18 protein-coding genes, 1 tRNA gene and 2 pseudogenes are annotated in these 22,108 nt (G+C 64.9%); 10 read left to right on the top strand and 11 right to left on the bottom strand.

Annotated elements, in window-relative coordinates:
• Positions 1–80: 80 nt before the first annotated feature.
• The 3 genes from EG799_RS03300 to EG799_RS03310 all read right to left on the bottom strand — a co-directional run bounded on the left by EG799_RS03300 (position 81) and on the right by EG799_RS03310 (position 3,426).
• Positions 81–1,751, bottom strand: a complete 1,671-nt coding sequence (locus tag EG799_RS03300; protein ID WP_123878527.1) for a dipeptidyl-peptidase 3 family protein — start codon at positions 1,749–1,751, stop codon at positions 81–83.
• 93 nt (positions 1,752–1,844) lie between these two features.
• Positions 1,845–2,294 carry a peptidase associated/transthyretin-like domain-containing protein gene (locus tag EG799_RS03305; protein ID WP_123878529.1) on the bottom strand — a complete coding sequence of 150 codons (450 nt, stop codon included), beginning with the start codon at positions 2,292–2,294 and terminating at the stop codon, positions 1,845–1,847.
• Between the two features lie 112 nt (positions 2,295–2,406).
• Positions 2,407–3,426: a DNA topoisomerase IB gene (locus EG799_RS03310; protein ID WP_123878531.1), complete on the bottom strand. Its 1,020-nt coding sequence runs from the start codon at positions 3,424–3,426 to the stop codon at positions 2,407–2,409.
• A gap of 136 nt (positions 3,427–3,562) precedes the next feature.
• Between EG799_RS03310 and yghU the strand changes: the two genes are divergently transcribed.
• Together yghU and EG799_RS03320 are read left to right on the top strand one after the other, a co-directional pair.
• Positions 3,563–4,435 (top strand): glutathione-dependent disulfide-bond oxidoreductase, encoded by an 873-nt coding sequence (gene yghU / locus EG799_RS03315; protein WP_123878533.1) that lies wholly within the window; start codon positions 3,563–3,565, stop codon positions 4,433–4,435.
• Between the two features lie 58 nt (positions 4,436–4,493).
• Positions 4,494–4,568: transfer RNA gene (locus EG799_RS03320), tRNA-Gln, on the top strand.
• Positions 4,569–4,586: 18 nt separating this feature from the next.
• Here EG799_RS03320 and EG799_RS03325 read toward each other — a convergent pair.
• From EG799_RS03325 to EG799_RS03350, 6 genes are all read right to left on the bottom strand, one after another.
• The gene (locus EG799_RS03325; protein ID WP_123878535.1) at positions 4,587–5,882 is read right to left on the bottom strand and encodes a spinster family MFS transporter; all 1,296 of its coding nucleotides are present in this window, start codon (positions 5,880–5,882) and stop codon (positions 4,587–4,589) included.
• 169 nt (positions 5,883–6,051) lie between these two features.
• Complete coding sequence (locus EG799_RS03330) at positions 6,052–6,927, bottom strand: crotonase/enoyl-CoA hydratase family protein (RefSeq protein ID WP_123878537.1); 876 nt, start codon at positions 6,925–6,927, stop codon at positions 6,052–6,054.
• On the bottom strand, positions 6,920–7,852 hold the full coding sequence (locus EG799_RS03335) for a hypothetical protein (protein ID WP_123878539.1): 933 nt from the start codon (positions 7,850–7,852) through the stop codon (positions 6,920–6,922). The genes EG799_RS03330 and EG799_RS03335 overlap by 8 nt, the downstream gene beginning before the upstream one ends.
• A gap of 17 nt (positions 7,853–7,869) precedes the next feature.
• On the bottom strand, positions 7,870–8,871 hold the full coding sequence (locus EG799_RS03340; RefSeq protein ID WP_123878541.1) for an NADPH:quinone oxidoreductase family protein: 1,002 nt from the start codon (positions 8,869–8,871) through the stop codon (positions 7,870–7,872).
• Positions 8,872–9,702: a tyrosine-protein phosphatase gene (locus tag EG799_RS03345; protein ID WP_158611002.1), complete on the bottom strand. Its 831-nt coding sequence runs from the start codon at positions 9,700–9,702 to the stop codon at positions 8,872–8,874. It lies immediately after the preceding gene.
• Between the two features lie 85 nt (positions 9,703–9,787).
• Positions 9,788–11,056, bottom strand: a complete 1,269-nt coding sequence (locus EG799_RS03350) for a TetR/AcrR family transcriptional regulator (protein ID WP_123878544.1) — start codon at positions 11,054–11,056, stop codon at positions 9,788–9,790.
• A gap of 102 nt (positions 11,057–11,158) precedes the next feature.
• Here EG799_RS03350 and EG799_RS03355 point away from each other — a divergent pair, with 102 nt between their 5' ends.
• The 8 genes and pseudogenes from EG799_RS03355 to EG799_RS14305 all read left to right on the top strand — a co-directional run bounded on the left by EG799_RS03355 (position 11,159) and on the right by EG799_RS14305 (position 19,821).
• Positions 11,159–12,205 (top strand): phosphotransferase family protein, encoded by a 1,047-nt coding sequence (locus EG799_RS03355; RefSeq protein WP_123878546.1) that lies wholly within the window; start codon positions 11,159–11,161, stop codon positions 12,203–12,205.
• A gap of 37 nt (positions 12,206–12,242) precedes the next feature.
• On the top strand, positions 12,243–13,019 hold the full coding sequence (locus EG799_RS03360) for an SDR family NAD(P)-dependent oxidoreductase (protein WP_123878548.1): 777 nt from the start codon (positions 12,243–12,245) through the stop codon (positions 13,017–13,019).
• Entirely contained in the window at positions 13,016–13,819 is an 804-nt protein-coding gene (locus tag EG799_RS03365) for an SDR family NAD(P)-dependent oxidoreductase (protein ID WP_123878550.1), read from the top strand. Before EG799_RS03360 ends, EG799_RS03365 begins: the two co-directional genes overlap by 4 nt.
• Positions 13,820–13,932: 113 nt before the next feature.
• A complete protein-coding gene (locus EG799_RS03370) occupies positions 13,933–15,984 on the top strand; it encodes a 3-hydroxyacyl-CoA dehydrogenase NAD-binding domain-containing protein (RefSeq protein ID WP_123878552.1) in 2,052 nt (683 codons plus the stop codon).
• Positions 15,977–17,168, top strand: a pseudogene (locus EG799_RS03375) (acyl-CoA dehydrogenase family protein). The gene EG799_RS03370 and the pseudogene EG799_RS03375 overlap by 8 nt, the downstream one beginning before the upstream one ends.
• A 1-nt stretch (position 17,169) precedes the next feature.
• A complete protein-coding gene (locus EG799_RS03380) occupies positions 17,170–18,306 on the top strand; it encodes an acyl-CoA dehydrogenase family protein (RefSeq protein WP_123878554.1) in 1,137 nt (378 codons plus the stop codon).
• A gap of 10 nt (positions 18,307–18,316) precedes the next feature.
• Positions 18,317–19,332 (top strand): annotated as a pseudogene (locus EG799_RS03385) (class I adenylate-forming enzyme family protein); the annotation flags it as partial.
• Between the two features lie 45 nt (positions 19,333–19,377).
• A complete protein-coding gene (locus EG799_RS14305) occupies positions 19,378–19,821 on the top strand; it encodes a class I adenylate-forming enzyme family protein (protein WP_325051121.1) in 444 nt (147 codons plus the stop codon).
• Here EG799_RS14305 and EG799_RS03390 read toward each other — a convergent pair.
• On the bottom strand, positions 19,818–20,903 hold the full coding sequence (locus EG799_RS03390; RefSeq protein WP_123878556.1) for an acyl-CoA dehydrogenase family protein: 1,086 nt from the start codon (positions 20,901–20,903) through the stop codon (positions 19,818–19,820). The two genes, EG799_RS14305 and EG799_RS03390, sit on opposite strands and share 4 nt — an antisense overlap.
• 4 nt (positions 20,904–20,907) lie before the next feature.
• Complete coding sequence (locus EG799_RS03395) at positions 20,908–22,104, bottom strand: acyl-CoA dehydrogenase family protein (protein ID WP_123878558.1); 1,197 nt, start codon at positions 22,102–22,104, stop codon at positions 20,908–20,910.
• Between the last annotated feature and the right edge of the window lie 4 nt (positions 22,105–22,108).

The raw sequence follows: 22,108 nt of genomic DNA on the forward strand, positions 1-22,108 counted from the left end.
CTGCGAGAGGACCGAGTCCTGACGGGAACATGATGGAATTACGATGGCGCGTGCGGGCGGCGCGCCGCGGCGCGGCCCGGTCAGATGCTTTCGGGATAGATGGGGCGGATATCGACGGGGATGGAATCCATTCGCGCAATGGTGTTGCGGGCGTGGCTATCCAGCTTCGCGTAGCGATCGAAGAAAGCCTGCGTGCCGGCATAATCGCCCGTCGCCTGCAACATCAATTCGGTGCGCAGCAATGCCTCGATGCCGCTTTCCATCTTCGCCTCGTCCACGATGTAATGATCGCTCGCGGGATCGAAGCGAAACGCCCCGTGGTCAAGCAGAAAGCCGTATTGCGCCGCCGCACCCTTGCCGTGCGCTTCTTCGATACCAAACCGCATCGAGCGGAAGAGGCCGGTCATGTAGGTCGCCCACAGTTCGCTCTTTTCCGCCACGGGAAGCTCGCCGCGTTCCATCATGTAGAGGATGTTCCAGATCCCCATCACGTCGGCCTTGCTCTCTTCCAGTGCCGAATACTGGTCGCGCAATTCGGCCTGCACGGTGGTTTCGCCGCCGTTCTTCTGAATCGTGCCCGGCCCGAGCGAATGGGACAATTCGTGGAACAGGGTGTTCAGTTCCATGTAGCGGCGGCTGACGAGGCCGGCCTGATCGGGGGCGAGAACCAGCGTCGCCATCGGTTCGAGGATACGGTCGAACTTGGCGCCCAGCACGTTCGCGAGAATTACCTTCTTCGCCCCCTTGGCCTCGCGCACGCGCTCGTCATTGGGGAGGTTGAAGGCGATGGTCTGCACACCGGGCACGTTGTCGCCGCCGCCCTGCACCTGGTCGGCGACCGAGATCGGGCTTTCGAACCCGCGCGAGAAGTTCTTGTAGCGGTCCTCGATGGGCAGATTGCCCTCCATGTCGCGCAGATATCCGACATAGCGGCGCAGCGCGGCACTCTCTTCCGGATTGCGCAGCGTCACGAAACTCTCGAAGGCGGTCTTGGTGCCGTAGAGGCGGTCGGTATAGACTTCGTAGGGGCCGATCGCGACTTCGATGGGCGTGTCGGCCAGGTCCATCCAGGCCATCTCGCTTTCGAAATAATCGTCCGACAGGAAGGCATCGGCGCGCAGCGACAGGAAGCGCTTCAGGCTGGGATTGGTGGTGATCGCCGCCGCCTCTCGCAGCAATCGTGCGGCCGGACGCAGGAACTCGGCGTATTCCTGCGAATAGGGCACGGCGACAAGGCCTCCCTGCCCGTCGCGCCTTACGACGGTGTAGGGGCTCGTCAGCGCATCGCGCTGGCCGGGATGCGCTTCAAGATACGCGTCGAATTCGTCGCGCGTGAGGTCTGTCGGATAGAAGCCCGCGCCTTCGGGCATTTCGGTGTCGCCGTAGAAGGGGTGGAGTTCGTCCACCGCATCCCACGGGCCGAAATTGCGGTCGAACATGTCGAGCGTATCGGTATCGCCGCTCGCCGCGATCCGGGCGCGCATCTGCGGAAGGTCGCTGCCGCGTTGGCGCAGGTAGATGTCATTCATCAACTCGCTCGCCTGAATGAGCTTGTTGACCACTTGCCGCTCCTCCGGGCTGAGGAAGGAGGTATCGGGCGCAATCCGCACATCCGCGATCTTCGCGCGGCTCGCGAGCATGTCGTAACCTTCGGTGCCGGCGGTGGAGGCAACGCCCTGGTCCGCCGTCATCGGCGCGCAGGCCGACAGCAGCAGGGTCGCGGGAATGAGGGTGCGGACGATATGGCGCATGGACAATCCTGACGTTCGAAACAGGTGAAACCTGTTCGCCGGACTACGCGCCCAAGCCTGAACCCGCAACAAGCGAGATCGACAGCTTTCCGGTCAGCCGTCCGAATCGCGCCAGCGCCAGGCAGTCGGCGCGGCGTCGGCGACCATCGCACTGGCCGCATCCCAGGCGCTCGCCATGCTGCGTTCCGCCAGCGCGTTGACGAGCGGATCGCCGCCGTCCCGAACGGAGCCGATCACCCTGGCGGAATAGAGGAACACATCGCGCCTCGCTTCGCCCGTTTCGGGCACGTCGACACGGGCGCGCTGTACCGCGTCGGCAGAGGCCGCGACGGCGACGACGAGGCTTCCCGCAGGCACACCATCGAAACGATAACTGCCATCGGTAGCCGTGCGCGTCGTTCGATCGAGGTCGGGGAGCGAAACCGCCACGCCGCCCCGCGGCAACGCGTCCGCGCCGTATACCTTGCCCGCGACATCGCCGGCCTGCGCCGCACCGGCTACAGACATCGAGGCAAGAAGGGCGGCAGGCGCAAGCAACTTCATTGGGACAGGTCCGTCGATTCGCGAATGATGCGGACGATCCGCAAGCGATTGTCGGCCCCAAGCACCCTCTCGTTACATTTGTGTGACTCCATTCGCCCGGAACGGCGAAGCGTCAGGCGGCATCGGCGAGGAATTCCTCGGCTGCGGGGCTGTCTTCCAGCATGGCGATCAACCCGCGTTCCCAGCGATTGAGATATTGCGTCACGCGCGGGAGTCGCAGCGCCTCGCGCCAATCCTGTTGCTTGCCGACGAGGTCGATCACGGCGGGATGGACGTAGCTTCGCCGGGTGACGGCAGGCGTGTTGCCGAGATAATCGGCAACCTTTTCCAGCACCGCCTTCAAAGTCAGCGTCTCGCGCGCCTCCCCCAGCGTGCGGAAGGCCATGACGCTGGCGTGCCAAGTGCGAAAGTTCTTGGCTGTGAAATGATCGCCCATCGTCTCGCACAGATAGGCGTTGACGTTGGAGGAACTGACGTCCTGCGCGATGCCACCCTCGTCAATCCACTGGAACAGGTGCTGGCCCGGCAGATCCTGCATCTTCTTCACGCATGTTGCCAAAGCACTGTCGGACAGGACGACCTCGCGCTGTTTTCCGCCCTTCCCGACATAGCGCAGGCATAGCGTCGTGCCGGTCAGTTCTGCATGGCGGCGTTGCAGCGTCGTGGCGCCGAAGCTCCGGTTGGATTTCGCATAGCTGGTATTGCCGACCCTGATCGCGCCGAGATCGAGCAGGCGCACGACGCTGGCGATGGCCCGTTCGCGCGTTGGCCTGGTTGATCGCATGTCCTGTTCCACACGCTTGCGAACGAGCGGCAGCAGCTTGCCGAAAACGAGGCAGGCGTCGAACTTCTCGCTTTCGCGCGCGGCGCGGAATTGCGGGTGATACCGATACTGCTTGCGTCCGCGACCATCGACGCCGGTGGCCAGGATATGCCCGTTGGGCGCGGGGCAGAACCATGCGTCTGTATAGGCGGGCGGCAAGGCGATCGCGTTCAGCCGCTTCCTTTCCGCTTGGTCGGTGATGAGCTTGCCTTGCGGATCGTAATAGGCCCACCCCCTGCCGGCACCCTTGCGGGTAATGCCGGGAAGATCGTCATCGACGTAGATCAGCTGCGAAGGGCGGGTGGCCATGATGGGCGGTAACGGCCTGATATGCCACGCGGTTCCGCTCATGGACGAAAGGCGGTGCCATCCCGATACTTGCCGCGCGGGGACAGCATCGCCATGTCCGCGTCCCGTACGAAGCGTCACGAGAAAGACCCCCGCAATGGCCGACATCACCTATACCCCGCCCGAAATCTGGACCCAGGACGAGGCGAATGGGGGCCAGTTTGCCAGCATCAACCGGCCCACCGCCGGATCGCGGCACGAAAAGGAATTGCCGGTCGGGCAGCACCCGTTCCAGCTCTATTCGCTCGCCACTCCCAATGGGCAGAAGGCCTCGATCATGTTCGAGGAACTGCTCGAGGCGGGCCACGAGGGGGCCGAATACGACGCGTGGATGATCGACATCGGCGAAGCCGATCAGTTCGGATCGGGCTTCGTCGCCATCAATCCCAACTCCAAGATCCCTGCCTTGGTCGACCGGTCGGGGGAGACCGAATTCCGTGTCTTCGAAAGCGGGGCCATCCTGCTGCACCTGGCGGAAACTTTCGATGCCCTGCTCCCGAGCGATCGGTCCGCACGCGCCGAAACACTGAGCTGGTTGATGTGGCAAATCGGCGGCGCCCCTTTCATCGGCGGCGGTTTTGGCCATTTCTACAACTACGCGCCGCATCCGATGAAATATCCGATCGACCGCTACGCCATGGAAACCAAGCGACAGTTTTCCGTCGCCGACATGCAGCTGGCCAGGACGCGGTATCTGGCTGGCGATGAATACACCATCGCCGACATCGCCGCCTATCCGTGGCTTTCCGCGCTCTGGCATGGCGCCTACAAGGGGTCGGACAGGTTCCTGCAACTTCGCGAGAACGAGAATGTCGGTCGCTGGATCGAGGAGATCGATGCCCGCCCGGCCGTCATCCGCGGGCGGCTGGTCAATTCGAAGACCATGAGGGAACGCCATTCGCCGGCCGATTTCGACCGGGTCGAGGATCGCACGCTGTTCGATCCCGTCCGCAAGCGGGTCGACGCCTGAACGGGTATAGGTGCGACTTGCGCGGCGGGCGCTGGTCGTTATACGAGCGCGCACCTGCTGGGGTGTAGCCAAGTGGTAAGGCACCGGTTTTTGGTACCGGCATTCGCAGGTTCGATCCCTGCCACCCCAGCCAGGCGGCCCGCTTGCCCCGTCAGGCTTCCTCGACCCAGTCGGACGCGATCGTGCGCGTGGCGAGCAGCATCAGCCCGCCGGCAACGAGATAGGCCGGCAGCGCCCACTGGATCGACATGCGCAGCGATTCGTCGCCATAGATCGGTCCGAGCAGGTCCGAGAGCGCGCCCAGCGCGTAAATGCCGCCGCCGAGGCCGATGAGGTTATTGATGAGCAGGAACAGGGCCGAAGCCGTTGCGCGCGCCTGCGGTTCGACCAGATGCTGCACCGCCGTCAGAACCGGACCGAACCAGACGTAGTTGAGGCCCTGCGGTATCAGGAACAGGACGAAGGCGAGCAGCACGCTGTCGGTCGTCACTCCGAGGAACATCAGCGGCGTGCCGACGAAGAAGGCGATCGCCGGCAGGCGCGGATACCATGCCTTGCGCGCACCCATGCGATCACCCAGCGCGCCCCCCGCCAGCATCCCCGTGACCCCGCCGATCAGTAACACCCCGCCCATGAACAGCGATGCGTCGATCAGCGACAGACCGAAGGAGCGCAGCAGGAAACTCGGCATCCAGAAACCGATGCCGTAGCCGAGCGCGGAACTCGTCGCCGCACCGAAAGCCATGAACCCGAAGGACGGTTTGGCCGCGAGAATCCGCGCGACCGCGGCGATGGACTGTCCGCTTCTGCCCGCAGTATCGGCGTCATCGGTCCGGGGGACGTCCTTTACCGTCATGCGGAACAGCGGCGCGATCAGAAGTCCCGCTCCGCCCATCACGAAGAAGGCAACGCGCCAGTCGATGGTGGAAGCGATGTATCCGCCGCCCAGAACGCCGATGGCCGAACCAACGGGTACGCCGAGCGAGTATATCGCCAGCGCGATGGAGCGACGGCGCGGAGGGAAATAGTCGGCGATCATGGCGTAGCTCGGGGCGACGCCGCCCGCCTCCCCCACGCCGACGCCGACGCGGGCGAGGAAGATCTGCCAGAAATTCTGGGCCACTCCGCAAAGCGCGGTGAACGCACTCCAGAACAGCAGACTCACGGTGATGACCGCGCTGCGGCTGGTTCGATCGGCGAGCGCGGACAGCGGCACGGCCAGCGTCGAATAGAGCACCGCGAAAGCCAGTCCTCCCAGCAGACCCATCTCGCTGTCCGACAGGCCGAGATCGGCCTGGATCGGGGCCGCGAGGATCGACAGCATCATGCGGTCGAGAAAATTGAAGATGTAGACCAGCAGCAGCATGGCCAGCACGAGGTGGGCGTTGGCCGGCAAGGCGCGCACCGGCTGGGCGGAAGGCCGCGCGGCGGCGGTGGCGTCGATCATCGTCCTCTCCCCGCGGGCGCGGCGATTGCCGCTGTCGCTGAAAGCACGGTATGCACGAACGCGGCAGCGGGGCAAGCCTTCCGCGCCCGATCGAAAGAAAGGTCGCCCCATCGCCGTCGCGCTTCCGGGCGGGATACGGGCCGACAGGCGGCGCGGGATATCTGCCGTGTCAGCGGAAGGGTGGTTCCTCCGCCCACGGAAACACGTCCGGCATGTCCGTGGAGACGCGGTTCGGATAGTCGGCGTCGCGCTTCTCGCGGAAGGCGAGGATGCCTTCGCGGGCATCCTGCGCGCGGCCGCGCGCGGCGAACACACGGCTGTCGACGCGGTGCATGTCCATCGGGTGGTTCATGGTCAGCCCCTGCCACAGCATCTGCCGCGACAGCGCCACTGACACCGGGGCAGAGGAGGCGGTCATTTCCAGCGCCTTCTCCTTTGCCGCGTCGAGCAGAGCATCTGCCGGATGGAGGGACTGCACCAATCCGGCGGCAAGCGCCTCCTCCGCGCCGAACACGCGGCCCGAATAGGTCCAGTCGAGCGCCCGGGACATGCCGACCAGACGAGGCAGGAACCAGGCCGAGCAGGCCTCGGGCGTCACACCGCGCCGCGAAAACACGAAGCCGTAGCGCGAATCCTGCGCCCCCATCCGCCAGTCCATCGGCAGTTGCATCGTCGCGCCGATGCCCACCGCCGCCCCGTTCGATGCGGCAAGCACCGGCTTCAGACTGCGGAAGATGCGCAGCGTCACGACGCCGCCGCTGTCGCGATGCACCCCGCCCTCATGCGGGCCGCCCATCTCGGACGCGCGCGCGTCGTAGTCGAAGGTCTCGCCCCCTGCGCCCAGATCGGCGCCGGCGCAGAAGGCGCGGCCGGAACCGGTGAGGATAACGGCGCGAACCGCGTCATCTTCATCGGTCCGGTCGAACAGCGCGAGCAGGTCGGCGACCATTGCCGGGTTGAAGGTGTTCATCTGGTCGGGCCGGTTGAAGGTCGCGACCGCCAGCCCGTCGGCAATTTCCAGATCGAGTGTCTCGAAGTCAGCCATTCCTGTCCTTTCCATATAGATCCCGGGCCTCCTGGTCATAGGCCGGATAACTCGCCTTCAGGGTTGCAACATTGAGCAGCATGACCGCGACCGTCTCCGCCTCGCCGGCGCGGTGGATGCGACTCTCGATCCAGAGCGACTCGGTCCTGCGACTGCCGCTGCGCGCGATGACCTCGCGCTCGATCTCGTAGCGTTGCCCGACAGCCAGCGGACCGTCGATCAGGCGGATTTCCTGGTCTGCGAACAGGCCCACGCTGGGACGGCGCACCGCGAAGGGTTCGACGTCCGCCTTGGCGTTGGCGAGGACGGAGATCATCTCGAACGGCAATTCGCGCTCGAACCGCTCGGCGTACTCGGTAATGACGGCGAGCTTGTCGGCCAGGCTGAACGGGTAGAGCGCGCCCATCGGGGTATCGCGGTCCATCGTGACCGGAACGCGCGCCGTGCGCGCGCCCACCGGCACGTCGCGCATCAGCACCGGCTCCTCGAGCGGATCAAGTCCGCCGAGGCGCTGACGCAGGGCGCCACGCGGCGCATCGCGGCCCACCGACGCCGACCCGGTCAGCACTTGCGTGCCGTCCTCCTTTTCCATGTGCAAGAGGGCGAAATCGTCTCGGGCGGGATCGGGCGTCGCGATGGCGCGCACGGCCTCGCCTTCGAAGACCGGAGCGCGGTAATGCGCGGAAATGCAGCCGGTTTTGCGCCATTCCTCTCCCCACAAAACCTCGGCCAGCGGTTCGAACTGGGAAAAATGGGTCGGTCCCTCGATGGTGCCGCCGGAAAAGCCGAGCTTTCGCGCCGTGTTGTCGTCGTGAATCGACGCCTCTCCCGAAACCGATTGCCGATCGAGCATCTGCCGCGGGCGACGCCACGGGCCGACGAGGCTGGTTCCGTCGCGGGTGATGGGGGTATCGAAACCGGTCATGCGCGCGCTCCTTCGGCCTACTCGCCGACCGTGACGACGACCTTGCCCACCGCCTTGCGCTCGGCCAGCCAGCGGATCGCCTCTCCACCTTCGGCGAGGGGCCAGGTGCGGTCGATACGCGGAGTGATCGTGCCGCCCTCCCACCACCGCATCAGTTGCTCGACATGGGCGGCATTGGCGGCCGGATCGCGCATCACGAACCCGCCCCAGAACACCCCGCGCACGTCGCAGCTCTTGAGCAGCGTCAAATTGAGCGGAAGCCGGGGGATGCCGGCCGGGAAACCGACCACGAGATAGCGCCCCTCCCAACCGATGGATCGCAGCGCCGGTTCGCAGTAATCGCCGCCGACCGGATCGTAGATGACGTCCGCCCCGCCCTTGCCGACCGCCGCCTTGAACTCGTCTGACAACGCCTTCGACTGGTCCTTGTCGAACGGCGCGCGCGGATAGATCAGCGTCTCGTCCGCGCCCGCCTCGCGCGCGGCCTTCGCCTTGTCCCCGGTGGAAACCGCGGCGACGACGCGCGCGCCCAGCGCCTTGCCGATCTCGACCGCGGCCAGCCCCACGCCGCCCGCCGCGCCCAGGACCAGCAGCGTCTGCCCCTCGCCCAGCTCGCCCCGGTCGACGAGCGCGTGGATGGTGGTGGCGTAGGTCATCAGCAGCGCGGCACCTTCCACCGGATCACGGCCCTCGGGCAGCCGGAAGGCGCGCTGCGCATCCACCACGATCCGTTCCGCCAGTCCGCCGAAGCCGGTCACGGCGATCAGCCGGTCGCCCTCGCTCCAGCCGGTCACGCCCTCTCCTGTCTGGACGACCTCGCCGGCGATCTCCGCGCCGGGCGCGAAGGGGCGCGGCGGCTTCACCTGATACTTGTCCTCGATGATGAGCACGTCGGGATAGTTGATCGCGCAGGCGAGGACGCGAACCGCCAGCTGCCCCCGGCCCGGCGATGGCGCATCGGTCTCGGTCAGTTCGAGCGTTTCGGGACCGCCCGGGGCGGTCGACAGAAGGGCTTTCATTCAGGCGGTCTCCGATAGTGGCGAAAGGGGCGGTTCGAGGAGCAGGCGGGTCAGGTTTTCCCGCATGGCATCGGTGACGCCAATAGCCTCCAGATATTCGTCCAGCCCGCCATGCGCACGCTCGATCCCGGCAAAGGCGCTTTCGAGAAATTCGGGCCGCGCGGACAGCATGACCGCGATCATCTCTTCGGGAAATTCCGACTGCATCGTGCCCTGCGCCCGCTCGCCGCCCCGTCTCCCCGTGAAGATCGAGCGGGCCATGTCGTCAGCGCTGGCGACGATGCGATCGGTCATCGCGTAATCGTCCAGGATCGTCTCGCGCGGGACGCCAAGGGCCGCCAGCACCAGTGCCGCGGCCATCCCGGTCCGGTCCTTTCCCGCCGAACAGTGAATGACGCACGGCACCGCCCCCGCCGCAATCCGGGTGATGATCGCCCCGAAGGCATGGCCCAGCGTCAGCGGCAGTTCGCCGTAGAAATCCAGCATCAGCGCGCGCGCGCCCGCTGCCGTCTGCGGATAGTCGCGCGCCATGTCGACAAGGCGGCGCTTGTGGCCCGGCGGCCAGCTATGCGCGGTCAGATGCTCGCCGGTCCATGCGGTCGGATCGGCTTCGCGTTCGCGCACGCTTCTCAGATCGAATATCGTGGTGATGCCGCGCGCGTCAAGCGCCGCGATATCCCGCGGGGTCAGGTGCGACAGGCGGTTGGCGCGGTAGAGCCGGCCTGTCGCCACGCGCCGGCCGCCTTGTGTCCGGTAACCGCCGAAATCACGGAAATTGCCCGCCCCTTCCAGCGTCACGATGCGCAGCCTGTCTTCGTCGCGAAGTGTCATTCCGGTCCCTCGCATCCCGCTTTTCGAACGACAGGTCAAGCGCGCGTCCCTTCTGGGCAGCGCAGTATTCGAACGATCGGTGTGGCTAGGCCATGATCTCGTCGGGGTCGGCGAAAAGTCCGCGCGTCAGGCAGGAGGCGTAGAGTCGAACCGCTCGCTCACGCTCCATCCCGCTCGCCCACTTGCGCAGATCGTAGGCGGAATTGAGCATGGCGGTGATTGTCTGGCTGGCAATGTTGGGATCGACCAGCCGGATGGTACCCTCGCGCGCGCCTTCCACAAGCGTTCCGCCATAACGCAGCGCAGTCCGGTCGGATCGTGCCACCACTTCGGCGCGAACCGCCTGCGGCAATGCCTGCAACGCGGAAGAACGGGTGAGCGGCGAAGTCGCTTCGAACTGCAGGTTCATCAGGTAGGCCATCGTCGCGACGAGGTGCTCCCACTGGTTTCGCCCCGCCTCGGCCGCCGCGCGCTGCACCGCCGAGATGCGGCGGAAGCTGCGGCGAAAGCATTCGAGAACCAGATCGTCCTTGGCGTCGAGATGGTGGTAGAAACTGCCCTTGGTGACCTTCAGTTCGTCGACGATGCGCAGGACGGAAGCCCCGCGATAACCGCTTTCATTGATGAGCCGGGTCGCAACGCCCAGGAAATTGGGCGGACCCGGATCATCCCCGCCCATGGGCTCGCCATCGGCGTCGTCCGGCAGGCCGACCGGATCCCAGGTCGCGCCGGCAGGGGCGATCCCGGCCTCGAACAGGTCGAACAGGCTCTCGTGAACGCGCGCGAACTCGTCGATCGGGTATCGGCTGATCCAGACAGGCAGCCAGTAGATCGTCTCCTGCAACAGATGCGTCCGCGCCGTCATCAGCGGTTTGTGCCGGTCGGGGAAATCGCCGAACAGCTCCCGCGTGGCGCGAAACAGCCCGACATACTGGCGCAGCAGCGGCTCGCGAATGGCGTCGTCGAGCGTGCGGACTTCCGACAGGGTCGCGATGGGCACGCCGGTTCCGCGAATGACGTCGGCCCGCAACGCGACATGCAGTTCGAGCAGCCGCCGCACCCGCTCCCGCGGGGTTGCCTCGCTCGCGGCTTCCTCCACCATGTCCTGCAGCCGTTCGATCGCGCGCTCGAACACGGCGGCGGCCAGCACGTCCTTGCGCGGGAAATAATAGGTGACGCTGGTGGTGCTGAGTTCCACGGCCTGCGACACGGCCTGCAGGGTCGTGCCCTTGGCTCCGCGATCGTTGATGAGTTCGGTCGCCGCGTCCAGCAGCGCGTCGCGCTTACGCTCGTACCGCATGCGCCGTGCCGGCTTTTCCGACTTCTCCGGAACGCTCCCTGGTAGGTCGATCATCCGCCACCCATGCCCCAAAGCGCCCGCCTCGCCAAGGATGTTTCGGGTTGTGCGTCGCGGAGTTTTGAAACTATGGTATCCAACATCAGGCCGGAGAAACCCATGACGAATGCCCCCAGCACCGGACCTTTCGCCGATCTCGATGGCGAGCGGCTGAGCGCTTGGCTGGGACGAAACATGGACGTTGCCGGCCAAGACCTGTCCCTCATCAAATTCCCCGGCGGACAGTCCAATCCGACCTATCGCATGAGGCTGGACGGCCGCTATTACGTCCTTCGGCGCAAGCCCTTCGGTCCGATTCTGCCGTCGGCCCACGCGGTCGAGCGCGAATATCGCCTGATCGACGCCCTCCATCCGCTGGGGCTGCCGGTCGCAAGGCCGTTCGCCCTGTGCGAAGACGACGCGATCATCGGCGCTCCGTTCTACGTCATGGACATTGTCGAGGGGCGCACCTTCTGGGACGGAGCCCTGCCGGATTGCGACGCCGCCGAACGCCGCGCGATCTACCTGGCGATGGTCGATGCCCTGGCCGACCTTCATTCGGTCGATCCGGACCAGGCGGGTCTTTCGGACTACGGGGCCCCGGGCAATTATTTCGAGCGTCAGGTCGGCCGCTGGACGAAGCAGTATCGCGCCTCGCAGACCGACGACCTGCCGGCGGTAGAGGAATTGATCGAATGGTTGCCGGCGACCCTCCCCGAACAGGAGCGGGTGGCGATAATCCACGGCGACTACCGCATCGACAACCTTATCTTCGCACCCCGCGCGCCGCAGGTTCGCGCCATTCTCGACTGGGAGCTCTCTACGCTCGGCGATCCGCTGGCGGACTTCACCTACCTGGCGATGAACTGGGCGCTTCCTCGCACCGGCGCGAACGCGCAACTGGGCGGGCTGGACCTGCATGATCTGGGCATCCCTACGCTGGAGGAGATCACGCAGCGCTACTGCACGGCGACGGGCCGCGACGCAGTGCCCGGGATGAACTGGTATTTCGCCTACAACCTGTTCCGTCTCGTCGGCATCCTTCAGGGCATCAAGAAGCGGATCATCGACGGCAACGCTTCGAGCAAGGATGCCAAGGCCAAGGCCGCCATGGTCGAACCGCTTGCACGGCAGGCGCTGGTTTTCGCACGGCAGGCCGGCGCCTGACGCGCGTGGCCCCTTCATTCCAGGGAGTATCACCGCAATGTCGCTATTCGATTGCACGGGCAAAATTGCCGTTATCACCGGATCCTCGCGCGGAATAGGGCGCGCCATCGCGGAGGAACTGGCGGATCATGGCGCGCGCGTCGTCATCTCCAGCCGCAAGCAGGATTCCTGCGAAGAGGTGGCCGCAGCGATCAACGCGAAGCACGGTGACAGCCGTGCCGTCGCCATCGCGGCCAGCATCTCGGACAAGGCCGCGCTGGAAAACCTCGTCGACGAAACCCACCGGCAACTGGGACCGATCGGCATCCTCATCTGCAATGCGGCCAGCAACCCCTATTACGGATCGATGGACGGCATCAGCGACGAGCAGTTCCGCAAGATCCTCGACAACAACGTGCTGTCCAATCACTGGCTGGTGCAGCTTGCCCTGCCCGACATGCGCAAGGCCGGCGGCGGGGCGATCGTCGTCGTCTCCAGCATCGGCGGTCTGAAGGGATCGGCGACGATCGGCGCCTATAACATCTCCAAGGCCGCCGATTTCCAGCTGGTGCGCAACTATGCGATCGAGGCGGGCAAGGACAACATCCGCATCAACGCCATCGCCCCCGGCGTGGTCAAGACCGACTTTGCCCGGGCGCTGTGGGAAGACCCGAAGATGCACGACCGGACGGCGGCCATGACGCCGCTCAAGCGGCTTGGCGAACCGCGCGACATCGCCGGGGCCGCCGTCTATCTCGCCAGCGAGGCGGGTGCCTGGATGACGGGCCAGATGATGGTGATCGACGGCGGCGTCACCATCGGCGTCGGCCTGTGAGCGGGCAGCTCGCCAGCAAGGTCGCCATCGTCACGGGCGCGGCATCCGGGATCGGGCGGGCGAGCGCCCTGCTGTTCGCGCGGGAGGGGGCGAAAACCATCGTGTTCGACCGGGAGCAGGACGTGTCCGGCACGGCGGACGCCATCCGCGATGCCGGCGGACAAAGCGTGGCGGTGACGGGCGACGCGGGGGAAGAGGCGGATATCGCCGCGCTGATCGACCGCGCGCAGGACGAGTTCGGTGCGCTCCACGTGCTCTTCGCCAATGCCGGCATCACCGGAAACGCGCGCGGCGGCTTCTTCGACAGCGATGCGGCCAACTGGATGGAAGTGCTGCGCGTCAATCTGATCGGTCCGTTCCTGGCCGTGAAGCACGGCGCGCCCGCGATAGAGCGGTCGGGCGGCGGAGCGATCGTCTGCACCGCGTCCGTCGCCGGATTGCGGTCGGGCGCCGGACCCGCGCCCTATTCCGCTTCCAAGGCGGGCGTGGTCAACCTCGTGCAGACGGCGGCGCAGCAGCTTGCCGGCACGGGCGTGAGGGTCAACGGCATCGCTCCGGGCCTGATCGAGACCGGCATGACCCGCCCCCTCTACGACAATGCTCGCGCCAAGGGGCTGGAGGACCGGATCGGCGCGCTCAATCCGATGGGCCGCGGCGGCGAACCGGAAGAGATCGCCGCCACCGCGCTGTTCCTCGCCTCCGACGCGGCGAGCTACATCAACGGCCAGACCATCCCCGTCGACGGCGGCCTGTCAACGTCGCACCCTGTCAACCGGCCTCCCGGCGAGCCGCGTCGGTAACGCTTAGCATGCGTCTTGTCTGAAAAACCGGTATGCAATAGAGCTACCCGCAACGGAGTCGCGCAAGGCGCCGGTCGGCGCGGTTGCGACCAACACCATCAACGGGAGCGAGCATGTCGAAAGTCACCACCCGGCGCGAGGGAGACGTTCTCGTCGTCTCCCTGGACAATCCGCCAGTCAACGCCTTTTCCGCCGAGGTGCGCCAGCAAATGGCCGCCGCCATCGAGGAAGCGGGGGAGAGCGACGAAATTCGCGCCGTGGTGATCAGGGCCGAAGGCCGGATGTTTTCCGGAGGCGCGGACATCACCGAATTCAACTCTGCCCCCGTCGATCCTTCCCTCCCCGATCTGATCGACAGTATAGAGACGCTCGCGAAGCCGGTCGTCATCGCGTTGAACGGCACGGCGCTGGGCGGCGGGTGCGAGATTGCGCTGGGGTGCCATTACCGGATTGCTGTGCCCTCGGCCAAGATCGGACTGCCCGAGGTGAAAATCGGTATCCTGCCCGGTGCCGGCGGCACGCAGCGCCTGCCCCGCGTCGTCGGGGTCGAACAGGCGCTACCGATCATCGTTACCGGCAACCCGATCTCCGCGAAGAAGGCGGAAAGCATCGGCCTGGTAGATCGCGTCGTCGAACCAGAGAAGCTGCGTGAGGAGGCCATAGCCTTCGCCCGGGAGGTAGCCGAACGCGACGAACACCCCGTTTCCAGTCGCCGGACGGACAAGATTTCCGATACCGATCCTGACGTATTCGACGATTTTCGCGAAAAGCACGCGCGTCGTCTGAGGGGCCAGGAAGCGCCTGAAAAGTGCATCCAGGCGGTAAAGCTGGCGACCGAGCTTCCCTACGAGGAAGGCATCGCGAAGGAGCGCGAATTCTTCATCGAACTGGTTTCCGGCACCCAGTCGAAAGCGTTGCGCCACGTGTTCTTCGCAGAACGGCAGGCGGGCAAGATCGATGGTCTGGCCAAGGACGTGCGGCCTCTACCGGTGCGCAAGGTCGGGATTATCGGCGCGGGTACGATGGGTGGCGGGATCGCCATGAACTTCCTGTCCGCCGGCTACGACGTCACCATCGTCGAACGGAAACAGGATGCGCTCGACCGGGGCGTCGGCATCATTCGCAAGAATTACGACGCGACCGCGCGAAAGGGGCGCATGACTACCGAGCAGGTGGACGCGGCGATGGGCCATCTGACGACCTCGCTCGACTATCGGGACTTCGCCGATTGCGACCTCGTGATCGAGGCCGTCTTCGAACTGATGGAGATCAAGAAGGAAGTGTTCGGCAGGCTCGATGAGATCTGCAAGCCCGATGCGATCATGGCTTCGAACACCAGCTATCTCGACGTGAACGAAATCGCTGCCTGCACATCGCGGCCGGAAAACGTGCTCGGCCTGCACTTCTTCTCTCCCGCCAATATCATGCGTTTGCTGGAGGTCGTTCGCGGCGACAAGACCAGCCCGCAAGTCCTGGTGACGGCGATGGATCTTGCCAAGAAGATCGGCAAGGTAGCGGTGGTGTCAGGCGTGTGCCACGGTTTCATCGGCAACCGCATGCTCGCCGTGCGGCAGGAACAGGCCAACGCCATGTTGATGGAGGGCGCCCTGCCCGACCAGATCGACCGCGTATTGCTCGAATTCGGCTTTCCGATGGGACCGTTCCAGATGGCTGATCTCGCCGGACTGGACCTTGGATGGAAAGAGGACGAATCCGACAGTTCCACCATTCGCGACGTGCTCTGCGAACGTGGTCGGCGTGGGCAGAAAACCGGCAAGGGGTTCTACGATTATGACGAGAATCGGCGGCGAGCTCCGTCGGAAGAAGTAAACGAGGTCATTCGCGACTTCGCCTCCAGATCCGGCAAGGAACAGCGCGATATTTCTGAAGAGGAAATTCGCGAACGGTTGCTCTACCCGATGGTGAACGAAGGGGCGCTGATCCTCGAGGAAGGCATCGCCCAGCGCGCGGGCGACATCGATACCGTATGGGTCAACGGCTATGGCTGGCCTCCTTACACCGGCGGTCCGATGTTCTGGGCCGATACCATCGGACTGGACAGGATCCTGGCCGGTCTCGAGCGTTACGAAGGGACGATGGAAGATCGCGAAATCAGCACTTTGCTGCGCGAAAAGGCTGCGAAGGGCGAAGGCTTCAATGACTGAGTCCGCCGCGCTGGAAGACTTCCGCCGGGATGCAAGCGCATGGCTTGAAGCCAATTGCCCGCCAGAAATGCGCAAGCCCATGCGCAGTGAGGACGACATTTGCTGGGGGGGGGCGAAACTTCTCTTTCAGCAGCGACGCGCAGAAGCGATGGCTGGAGTTCATGGCAGAGCGGGGCTGGACGGTCCCCGACTGGCCGGAGGAATATGGCGGCGGCGGCCTTTCGCCTGCGCAAGCCAAAGTGCTGAAGCAGGAAATGGCGGCGCTCGGTTGCCGTGTTCCGTTGCAAAGCTTCGGCATATCCATGCTTGGCCCGGCGCTGCTGAAATACGGGACCGAAGAACAGAAGCGCGAACATCTGAGCAAAATCGCCCGCGGAGAAATTCGCTGGTGTCAGGGATATTCCGAACCCAATGCCGGCTCCGACCTTGCCAGCCTGCAAACCCGGGCCGAGGACAAGGGCGACCATTTTCTTGTCAACGGACAGAAGGTGTGGACCAGTTATGCCGATCAGGCGGACTGGATTTTCTGTCTCGTCCGCACCGATCCGGAACGCAAGCAGGGCGGCATTTCCTTCCTTCTGTTCGACATGGAATCGGATGGCGTCTCGACCAGGCCCATCCGTCTCATCAGCGGTGCCTCGCCGTTCTGCGAAACCTTTTTCGACGACGTGAAAGTGCCCAGGGATCAGGTTCTGGGCGAGATCAATGACGGGTGGAGCGTTGCGAAGTACCTCCTCGGTCACGAGCGCGAGATGATTTCGGGGATGGGCGGACGCGGGCTCGGACCGTCGCTGTCCGACTACGCGCTGCAGAAGACAGGCGTGGACGAACAGGGGCGGCTCGACGATCCTGTGCTGCGCGGCCGGATCGCGATGCACGAGGTTCGCGCCCACGCTTTTGCCGCGATGAGCGAGCGTTTCATCGACCAGCTCAAGGCGGGAAAGATTCATCCCGCGCAGCCTTCCATGATGAAATATGCCGGTACGGAACTGAACAAGGATCGCCATGAATTGCTGATGGCGGTGGGTGGCAGCGATGCGCTGGAGTGGGACAGCGCGGCGAGTGGCGGCGGCAAGGCCGCGCGGGCCTGGCTGCGAACGAAGGCGAACTCGATCGAGGGCGGCACGTCTGAAATCCAGCTCAATATCATCGCCAAGCGCATCCTCGAATTGCCGGAGGTCTGAGATGCCGCTCTTCCTGGACGACGATCAGGAAACGCTGGTCGACACCGTTCGCCCGTTCATGGCAGAGCAGGCTCCGGTCTCGCACCTACGCAGGCTTCGCGATGCCGACGATCCGGCTGGATTCAGCCGCGACCTGTGGCGCCAGTTCGGCGAAATGGGTTTTACCGGCGTACTTGTCGACGAGGCCGATGGCGGGCTTGGGCTGGGGCATGTCGAAGCCGGCATCGTGCTGGAAGAAATCGGTCGCAATCTCACCCCCTCGCCCTTCATCGGCACGGCGATCGGCGCGGTGGAGGCGCTGCGTCATGGCGACAGCGGTCTGAAGCAGGCGTGGCTTCCGGGAATCGTCGCTGGAACCAGCGTCGCCGCCCTGGCGTTCGACGAAGCCGCTCGGCACCGTCCGCAATCCGTGGCGCTGCGGGCAGAGCGGCATGGCAACGGTTTCCGCCTGTCGGGCACCAAGCAATTCGTCCCCTTTGGCCAGGAGGCGGATCTGCTGATCGTCTCCGCCCGCACAGCCGGCGATGCGGCTGACGAGAACGGCGTCACACTGTTCGCCCTGCCCCGCACGGTGCCCGGCGTCAGCGTCGAAGCTCACAGGTTGACCGACAGCAGTTTTGCCGCGCGTATCGAACTCGACGGCGTCGAACTCGACGGCGGGGCCGTAATCGGCGAAGTCGATGATGGACGAACGGTGCTGACCCGCGTTCTCGCCTGCGTGCGGGCTGGCGCATCGTCGGAAATGGTCGGTGTGGCCGAAGGGGCGAGCGCGATGACGCTCGACTACATCAAGCAGCGCAAGCAGTTCGGCCGCGCCATCGGCAGCTACCAGGCCCTGCAGCACCGCGCCGCCCATCTTTATTCCGAGATGGAGATTGCGCGCGCCGCGGTACTCAAGGCGCAGCAATCGCTCGATTCCGGCAGCAAGGATGCCGATCGCGACGTCTCGGTCGCCAAGGCGATGAGCGGAATGGCCAGCGGCCTGGCCGTGCGCGAGGCGGTGCAGATGCACGGCGGGATCGGCATGACCGACGAATACGATGTCGGCTTCTTCATGAAACGCCAGCGCGTTCTCGCCGAACTTTACGGCGACAGCGATTTTCACGCCGACCGTCTGGCTCAGATGGCCGGATACTGATCGCTGGGCGATGGCTCCTGCATTCGCGGATTTCGGCACGACCCTTCGCCGCCACGCGCGGGAGATACCGGATGAGCCAGCGATATCGGATGATATCGAGACGCTCACCTGGCGAGCGCTGGGCGACCTGATCGACCGGATCGGCGCGGCGATGCAGCGCGAGGGGATCGCCAGGGGCGACCGCGTCGCCATTCTCGGTCGTAACAGCATCTCGTATGCCGCCGTGTTCTGCGCGGCGGTTGCCATCGGCGCGGTGGCGACGCCGTTGACGGCTTCGGCCACCTCCGAAGCGCTGGATGCCATGATCGCCGATAGCGGCGCGCGGCTTCTGTTCGCGGACCGAGACGCTGGTGACGCTCTTGGCGAAGACGCGCAGGCGAAGACCGGGATGGTCACATTCGACCGGCTGGAGGAATGGCTCGCCCCCGTCGGCACGTCGCCCGAACCCGTTGTCATTGCTCCCGATGACGCTTTCAATCTCATCTATTCGTCGGGAACGACCGGTACGCCCAAGGGGATTGTGCAGGATCACGCCATGCGGGCGGCGCATATCGAACGGGCATCGGCCTTCGGATACGGGCGCGATGCGGTAACGCTGATCTCGACACCGCTCTATTCGAATAACACGCTCGTCGCCTTCCTGCCCGCGCTGGCGGGTGGCGGGAAGGTAGTGCTGATGGCGCGCTTCGATGCACGCGAGTTCTGCCGGCTGGCCGAACGGCACGGCGCGACCCATGCCGCGCTGGTTCCCGTACAATACGACCGGCTGATGGCGTTACCCGATTTCGATCGGTTCGATCTGTCCGCCTTCCGCGTGAAAACCAGCACGTCGGCCCCTTTTCCGGCGGCTCTCAAGGCACAGGTTGTCGATCGCTGCCCGGCCGGCTGGTGGAGATCTACGGCATGACCGAGGGCGGTGGCACCTGCCTGCTGTTCGCCGACGATCATCCCGATAAGCTGCATACGGTCGGCGGGCCCGCCGAAGGCCACGACATTCGGCTGATAGACGCCAACGGAAAAGAAGTGGCGCACGGCGAAACGGGAGAAGTTGTCGGTCGGTCCGCCGGCATGATGCGCGGATACCACGGGCGACCCGACGCCACCCGCCAGGCGGAATGGCATGATGCGGACGGTCGCCGCTTTATCCGGCATGGCGATATCGGACGCTTCGACGTGGACGGCTTTCTCGAATTGATAGGCCGTGCGAAAGATGTCGTCATTTCTGGCGGCTTCAATATCTACCCCTCCGATCTCGAGGCCGAATTGCTGAAGGAGACGGGAGTGATCGAGGCTTCGGTGGTTGGCGTCCCATCGGAAAGGTGGGGCGAAACGCCGGTGGGCTTCGTGGTACTCAACCAGGACGCCGACGGCGCAGCCATCCTCGCGCGCGCAAACGCGCGTCTGGGTAAGACCCAACGCCTGCACGATGTGGTCGTGGTCGAGGAACTGCCGCGCAGCAGTATCGGCAAGGTGCTCAAACGCGTCCTTGCCGAACGCTACGGGGCGAAGCCCTAGGCAGCGCGCATCAATTGCATGTAACGGGCCAGATGCTCGTCCTCGTCGCCGAGCATGTGTCCGAGCATCACCATGCGCTTCGCATAGTGCGACAGTGGCAACTCCCACGTCATGCCGATGCCGCCATGAATCTGGATCGCTTCTTCCGCCGCCAGTGATCCGACCCTGCCGAGCGTGTATTTCGCCGCCGCAGCGAAGCGGTCGCGATCCGGTTCGTCCAGATGGGCGGCGGCGTTGATCGCGGCGGAGCGGGCCTGTTCGATTTCCAGCGCCAAAGTCGCCATGCGGTGCTGAAGAGCCTGGAACTTGCCGATCGGAACGCCGAACTGCTTGCGCGTGCGCATGTAGTCGAGCGTCTGGTCGCGAAGCTCGTCCATCACCGCGACACCTTCCCATGTCAGGGCGACGATTCCGGCCGCGCGGGCGGCGGCAATCTCGCTATCGCCGATGCCGCTCAATGCAACTGCGCTGGCGCCCGTCAATCGCAACTCGCCGCCCGATCCGCCATCGACCAGCTTGTAGTCGAGCACTTCGACGCCCTCGGCACCGGATTCGAGCAGAAAGGCCCGCTGTCCGTCATCCGTGTTCGCGGTAACGACCACCCAGTCTGCCGCACCGAGATAATCGACGACGCCCTTCGCGCCGTCGAGCGTCCAGCCGTCGCCCGATCTCGTGGCGGTGACATTCGTTTCGGCACCGGTTTGCGGGTCGTGCGCCGGGGCATGCGCGTAGGTGACGATCTTCTCGCCGGAAATGACGCTTTCCAGCGTGTCCGTTTCCCCTGCGGCCGCCAGCAGTCGGCCGGCCATCAGGGTACCGATGAACGGACCTGTGGCAATCGCCCGACCGACTTCGCCGAACACCGTTCCGATATCGAACGCGCCCCCGCCGAAGCCCCCTGCGCTCTCCGGAAACAGGGCGCCGAGCACACCCAGTTCCGCCATCTCGTTCCATACGCCCCGGTCGAAGCCGCTATCGGTCTCGATCACCTTGAGCCGCTTTTCCCAACCCAGCGTGTTCGCGAAGAACCGCTTCATGGTGTCGGCCAGCATCTGCCGGTCTTCGCCAATTGCAAAATCCATCGAATTAAAGCTCCAGAATCGCCTTGGTGATGATCTCGCGCTGCACCTCGTTGGAGCCGCCGAAGATCGAAAGCTTGCGCATGTTGAAATAGTGCGGGGAGGCCGAGCCGGTCCATTCCGGACCGATCGGCGCGCCGTTGTACCCCTCGTCCATGCTTTCGGACACGAATGGCTGGGCGTAGCGACCGGCCGCGCGGCGCATCAGGCTGCCGATTTCCTGGCGGATTTCGGTGCCGCGAATCTTCAGCATGGAGCTTTCCGCCGTGGGCGCCCCGCCCTTCCCCGCGGCGTCTAGCACCCGGAGATTGGTGGTCTTCATGTTCTCGAGATCGATTTCCAGCTTCGCCAGGCGCTGTGCGAACAGCGGATCCTCGATCAGCGGCCTGCCATTGCGGTTTGTGGTCCGGGCGACCTCCTTCAGCTGTTCGAGCGCCGCCATCGACGCGCCGATCCCCGCAATGTTGGTGCGCTCGTAGGTCAACAGGTACTTGGCGTAGGTCCAGCCCTTGTTCTCTTCCCCCACGAGGTTCTCGACCGGCACCTTCACGTCGGTGAAGAACACCTCGTTGACCTCTTCGTCTCCGTCGAGCAGCTTGATCGGGCGCACCTCGATGCCGGGGCTGTCCATGTCGATCAGGAGGAAGGAGATGCCCTCCTGCTTCTTGCCGCTGGAATCGGTGCGCACCAGACAGAAGATCCAGTCGGCGTGCTGACCCAGCGTTGTCCAGGTCTTCTGTCCGTTGACGACGTAGTGATCGCCCTCGCGCACCGCGCTTGTCTTGAGACTGGCAAGGTCGGAACCCGCTCCGGGTTCCGAATACCCCTGGCACCACCAGTCGGTGCCGTCGAGAATGCGCGGCAGGTAGTGGCGCCGCTGTTCCTCGCTGCCATACTTGATGAGAACGGGCGCAAGCATCGACAGGCCGAAGGGCACGATGCGCGGGGCATGCGCCTGGGCGGCCTCGGTCTCGAAGATGAACTTCTGCATTACCGACCAGTCGGTCCCGCCATATTCCTCGGGCCAATGGGGGGCGAGCCAGCCCTTTTCGTTAAGGATGGCATGCCATTCCTCCATGTCTTCCTTGGTCAGCCGCTTGCCGGTGCGCACCTTGTCCGACAGCCGACTGGGCAACTTGTCCTTGAGGAACTGACGGACTTCCTCGCGGAAAGCCTTTTCGTCTTCGGTGTATTCCAGATTCATCGCA

This window comes from Aurantiacibacter spongiae (assembly GCF_003815535.1).
GTDB lineage: Bacteria > Pseudomonadota > Alphaproteobacteria > Sphingomonadales > Sphingomonadaceae > Alteraurantiacibacter > Alteraurantiacibacter spongiae.

Excerpts from the sequence above, each read along its gene's own strand:
- EG799_RS03300 (WP_123878527.1), bottom strand. The coding sequence starts at position 1,751 with ATGCGCCATATCGTCCGCACCCTCATTCCCGCGACCCTGCTGCTGTCG.
- EG799_RS03305 (WP_123878529.1), bottom strand. The coding sequence starts at position 2,294 with ATGAAGTTGCTTGCGCCTGCCGCCCTTCTTGCCTCGATGTCTGTAGCC.
- EG799_RS03310 (WP_123878531.1), bottom strand. The coding sequence starts at position 3,426 with ATGGCCACCCGCCCTTCGCAGCTGATCTACGTCGATGACGATCTTCCC.
- yghU (WP_123878533.1), top strand. The coding sequence starts at position 3,563 with ATGGCCGACATCACCTATACCCCGCCCGAAATCTGGACCCAGGACGAG.
- EG799_RS03325 (WP_123878535.1), bottom strand. The coding sequence starts at position 5,882 with ATGATCGACGCCACCGCCGCCGCGCGGCCTTCCGCCCAGCCGGTGCGC.
- EG799_RS03330 (WP_123878537.1), bottom strand. The coding sequence starts at position 6,927 with ATGGCTGACTTCGAGACACTCGATCTGGAAATTGCCGACGGGCTGGCG.
- EG799_RS03335 (WP_123878539.1), bottom strand. The coding sequence starts at position 7,852 with ATGACCGGTTTCGATACCCCCATCACCCGCGACGGAACCAGCCTCGTC.
- EG799_RS03340 (WP_123878541.1), bottom strand. The coding sequence starts at position 8,871 with ATGAAAGCCCTTCTGTCGACCGCCCCGGGCGGTCCCGAAACGCTCGAA.
- EG799_RS03345 (WP_158611002.1), bottom strand. The coding sequence starts at position 9,702 with ATGACACTTCGCGACGAAGACAGGCTGCGCATCGTGACGCTGGAAGGG.
- EG799_RS03350 (WP_123878544.1), bottom strand. The coding sequence starts at position 11,056 with ATGATCGACCTACCAGGGAGCGTTCCGGAGAAGTCGGAAAAGCCGGCA.
- EG799_RS03355 (WP_123878546.1), top strand. The coding sequence starts at position 11,159 with ATGACGAATGCCCCCAGCACCGGACCTTTCGCCGATCTCGATGGCGAG.
- EG799_RS03360 (WP_123878548.1), top strand. The coding sequence starts at position 12,243 with ATGTCGCTATTCGATTGCACGGGCAAAATTGCCGTTATCACCGGATCC.
- EG799_RS03370 (WP_123878552.1), top strand. The coding sequence starts at position 13,933 with ATGTCGAAAGTCACCACCCGGCGCGAGGGAGACGTTCTCGTCGTCTCC.
- EG799_RS03380 (WP_123878554.1), top strand. The coding sequence starts at position 17,170 with ATGCCGCTCTTCCTGGACGACGATCAGGAAACGCTGGTCGACACCGTT.
- EG799_RS14305 (WP_325051121.1), top strand. The coding sequence starts at position 19,378 with ATGCGCGGATACCACGGGCGACCCGACGCCACCCGCCAGGCGGAATGG.
- EG799_RS03390 (WP_123878556.1), bottom strand. The coding sequence starts at position 20,903 with ATGGATTTTGCAATTGGCGAAGACCGGCAGATGCTGGCCGACACCATG.
- EG799_RS03395 (WP_123878558.1), bottom strand. The coding sequence starts at position 22,104 with ATGAATCTGGAATACACCGAAGACGAAAAGGCTTTCCGCGAGGAAGTC.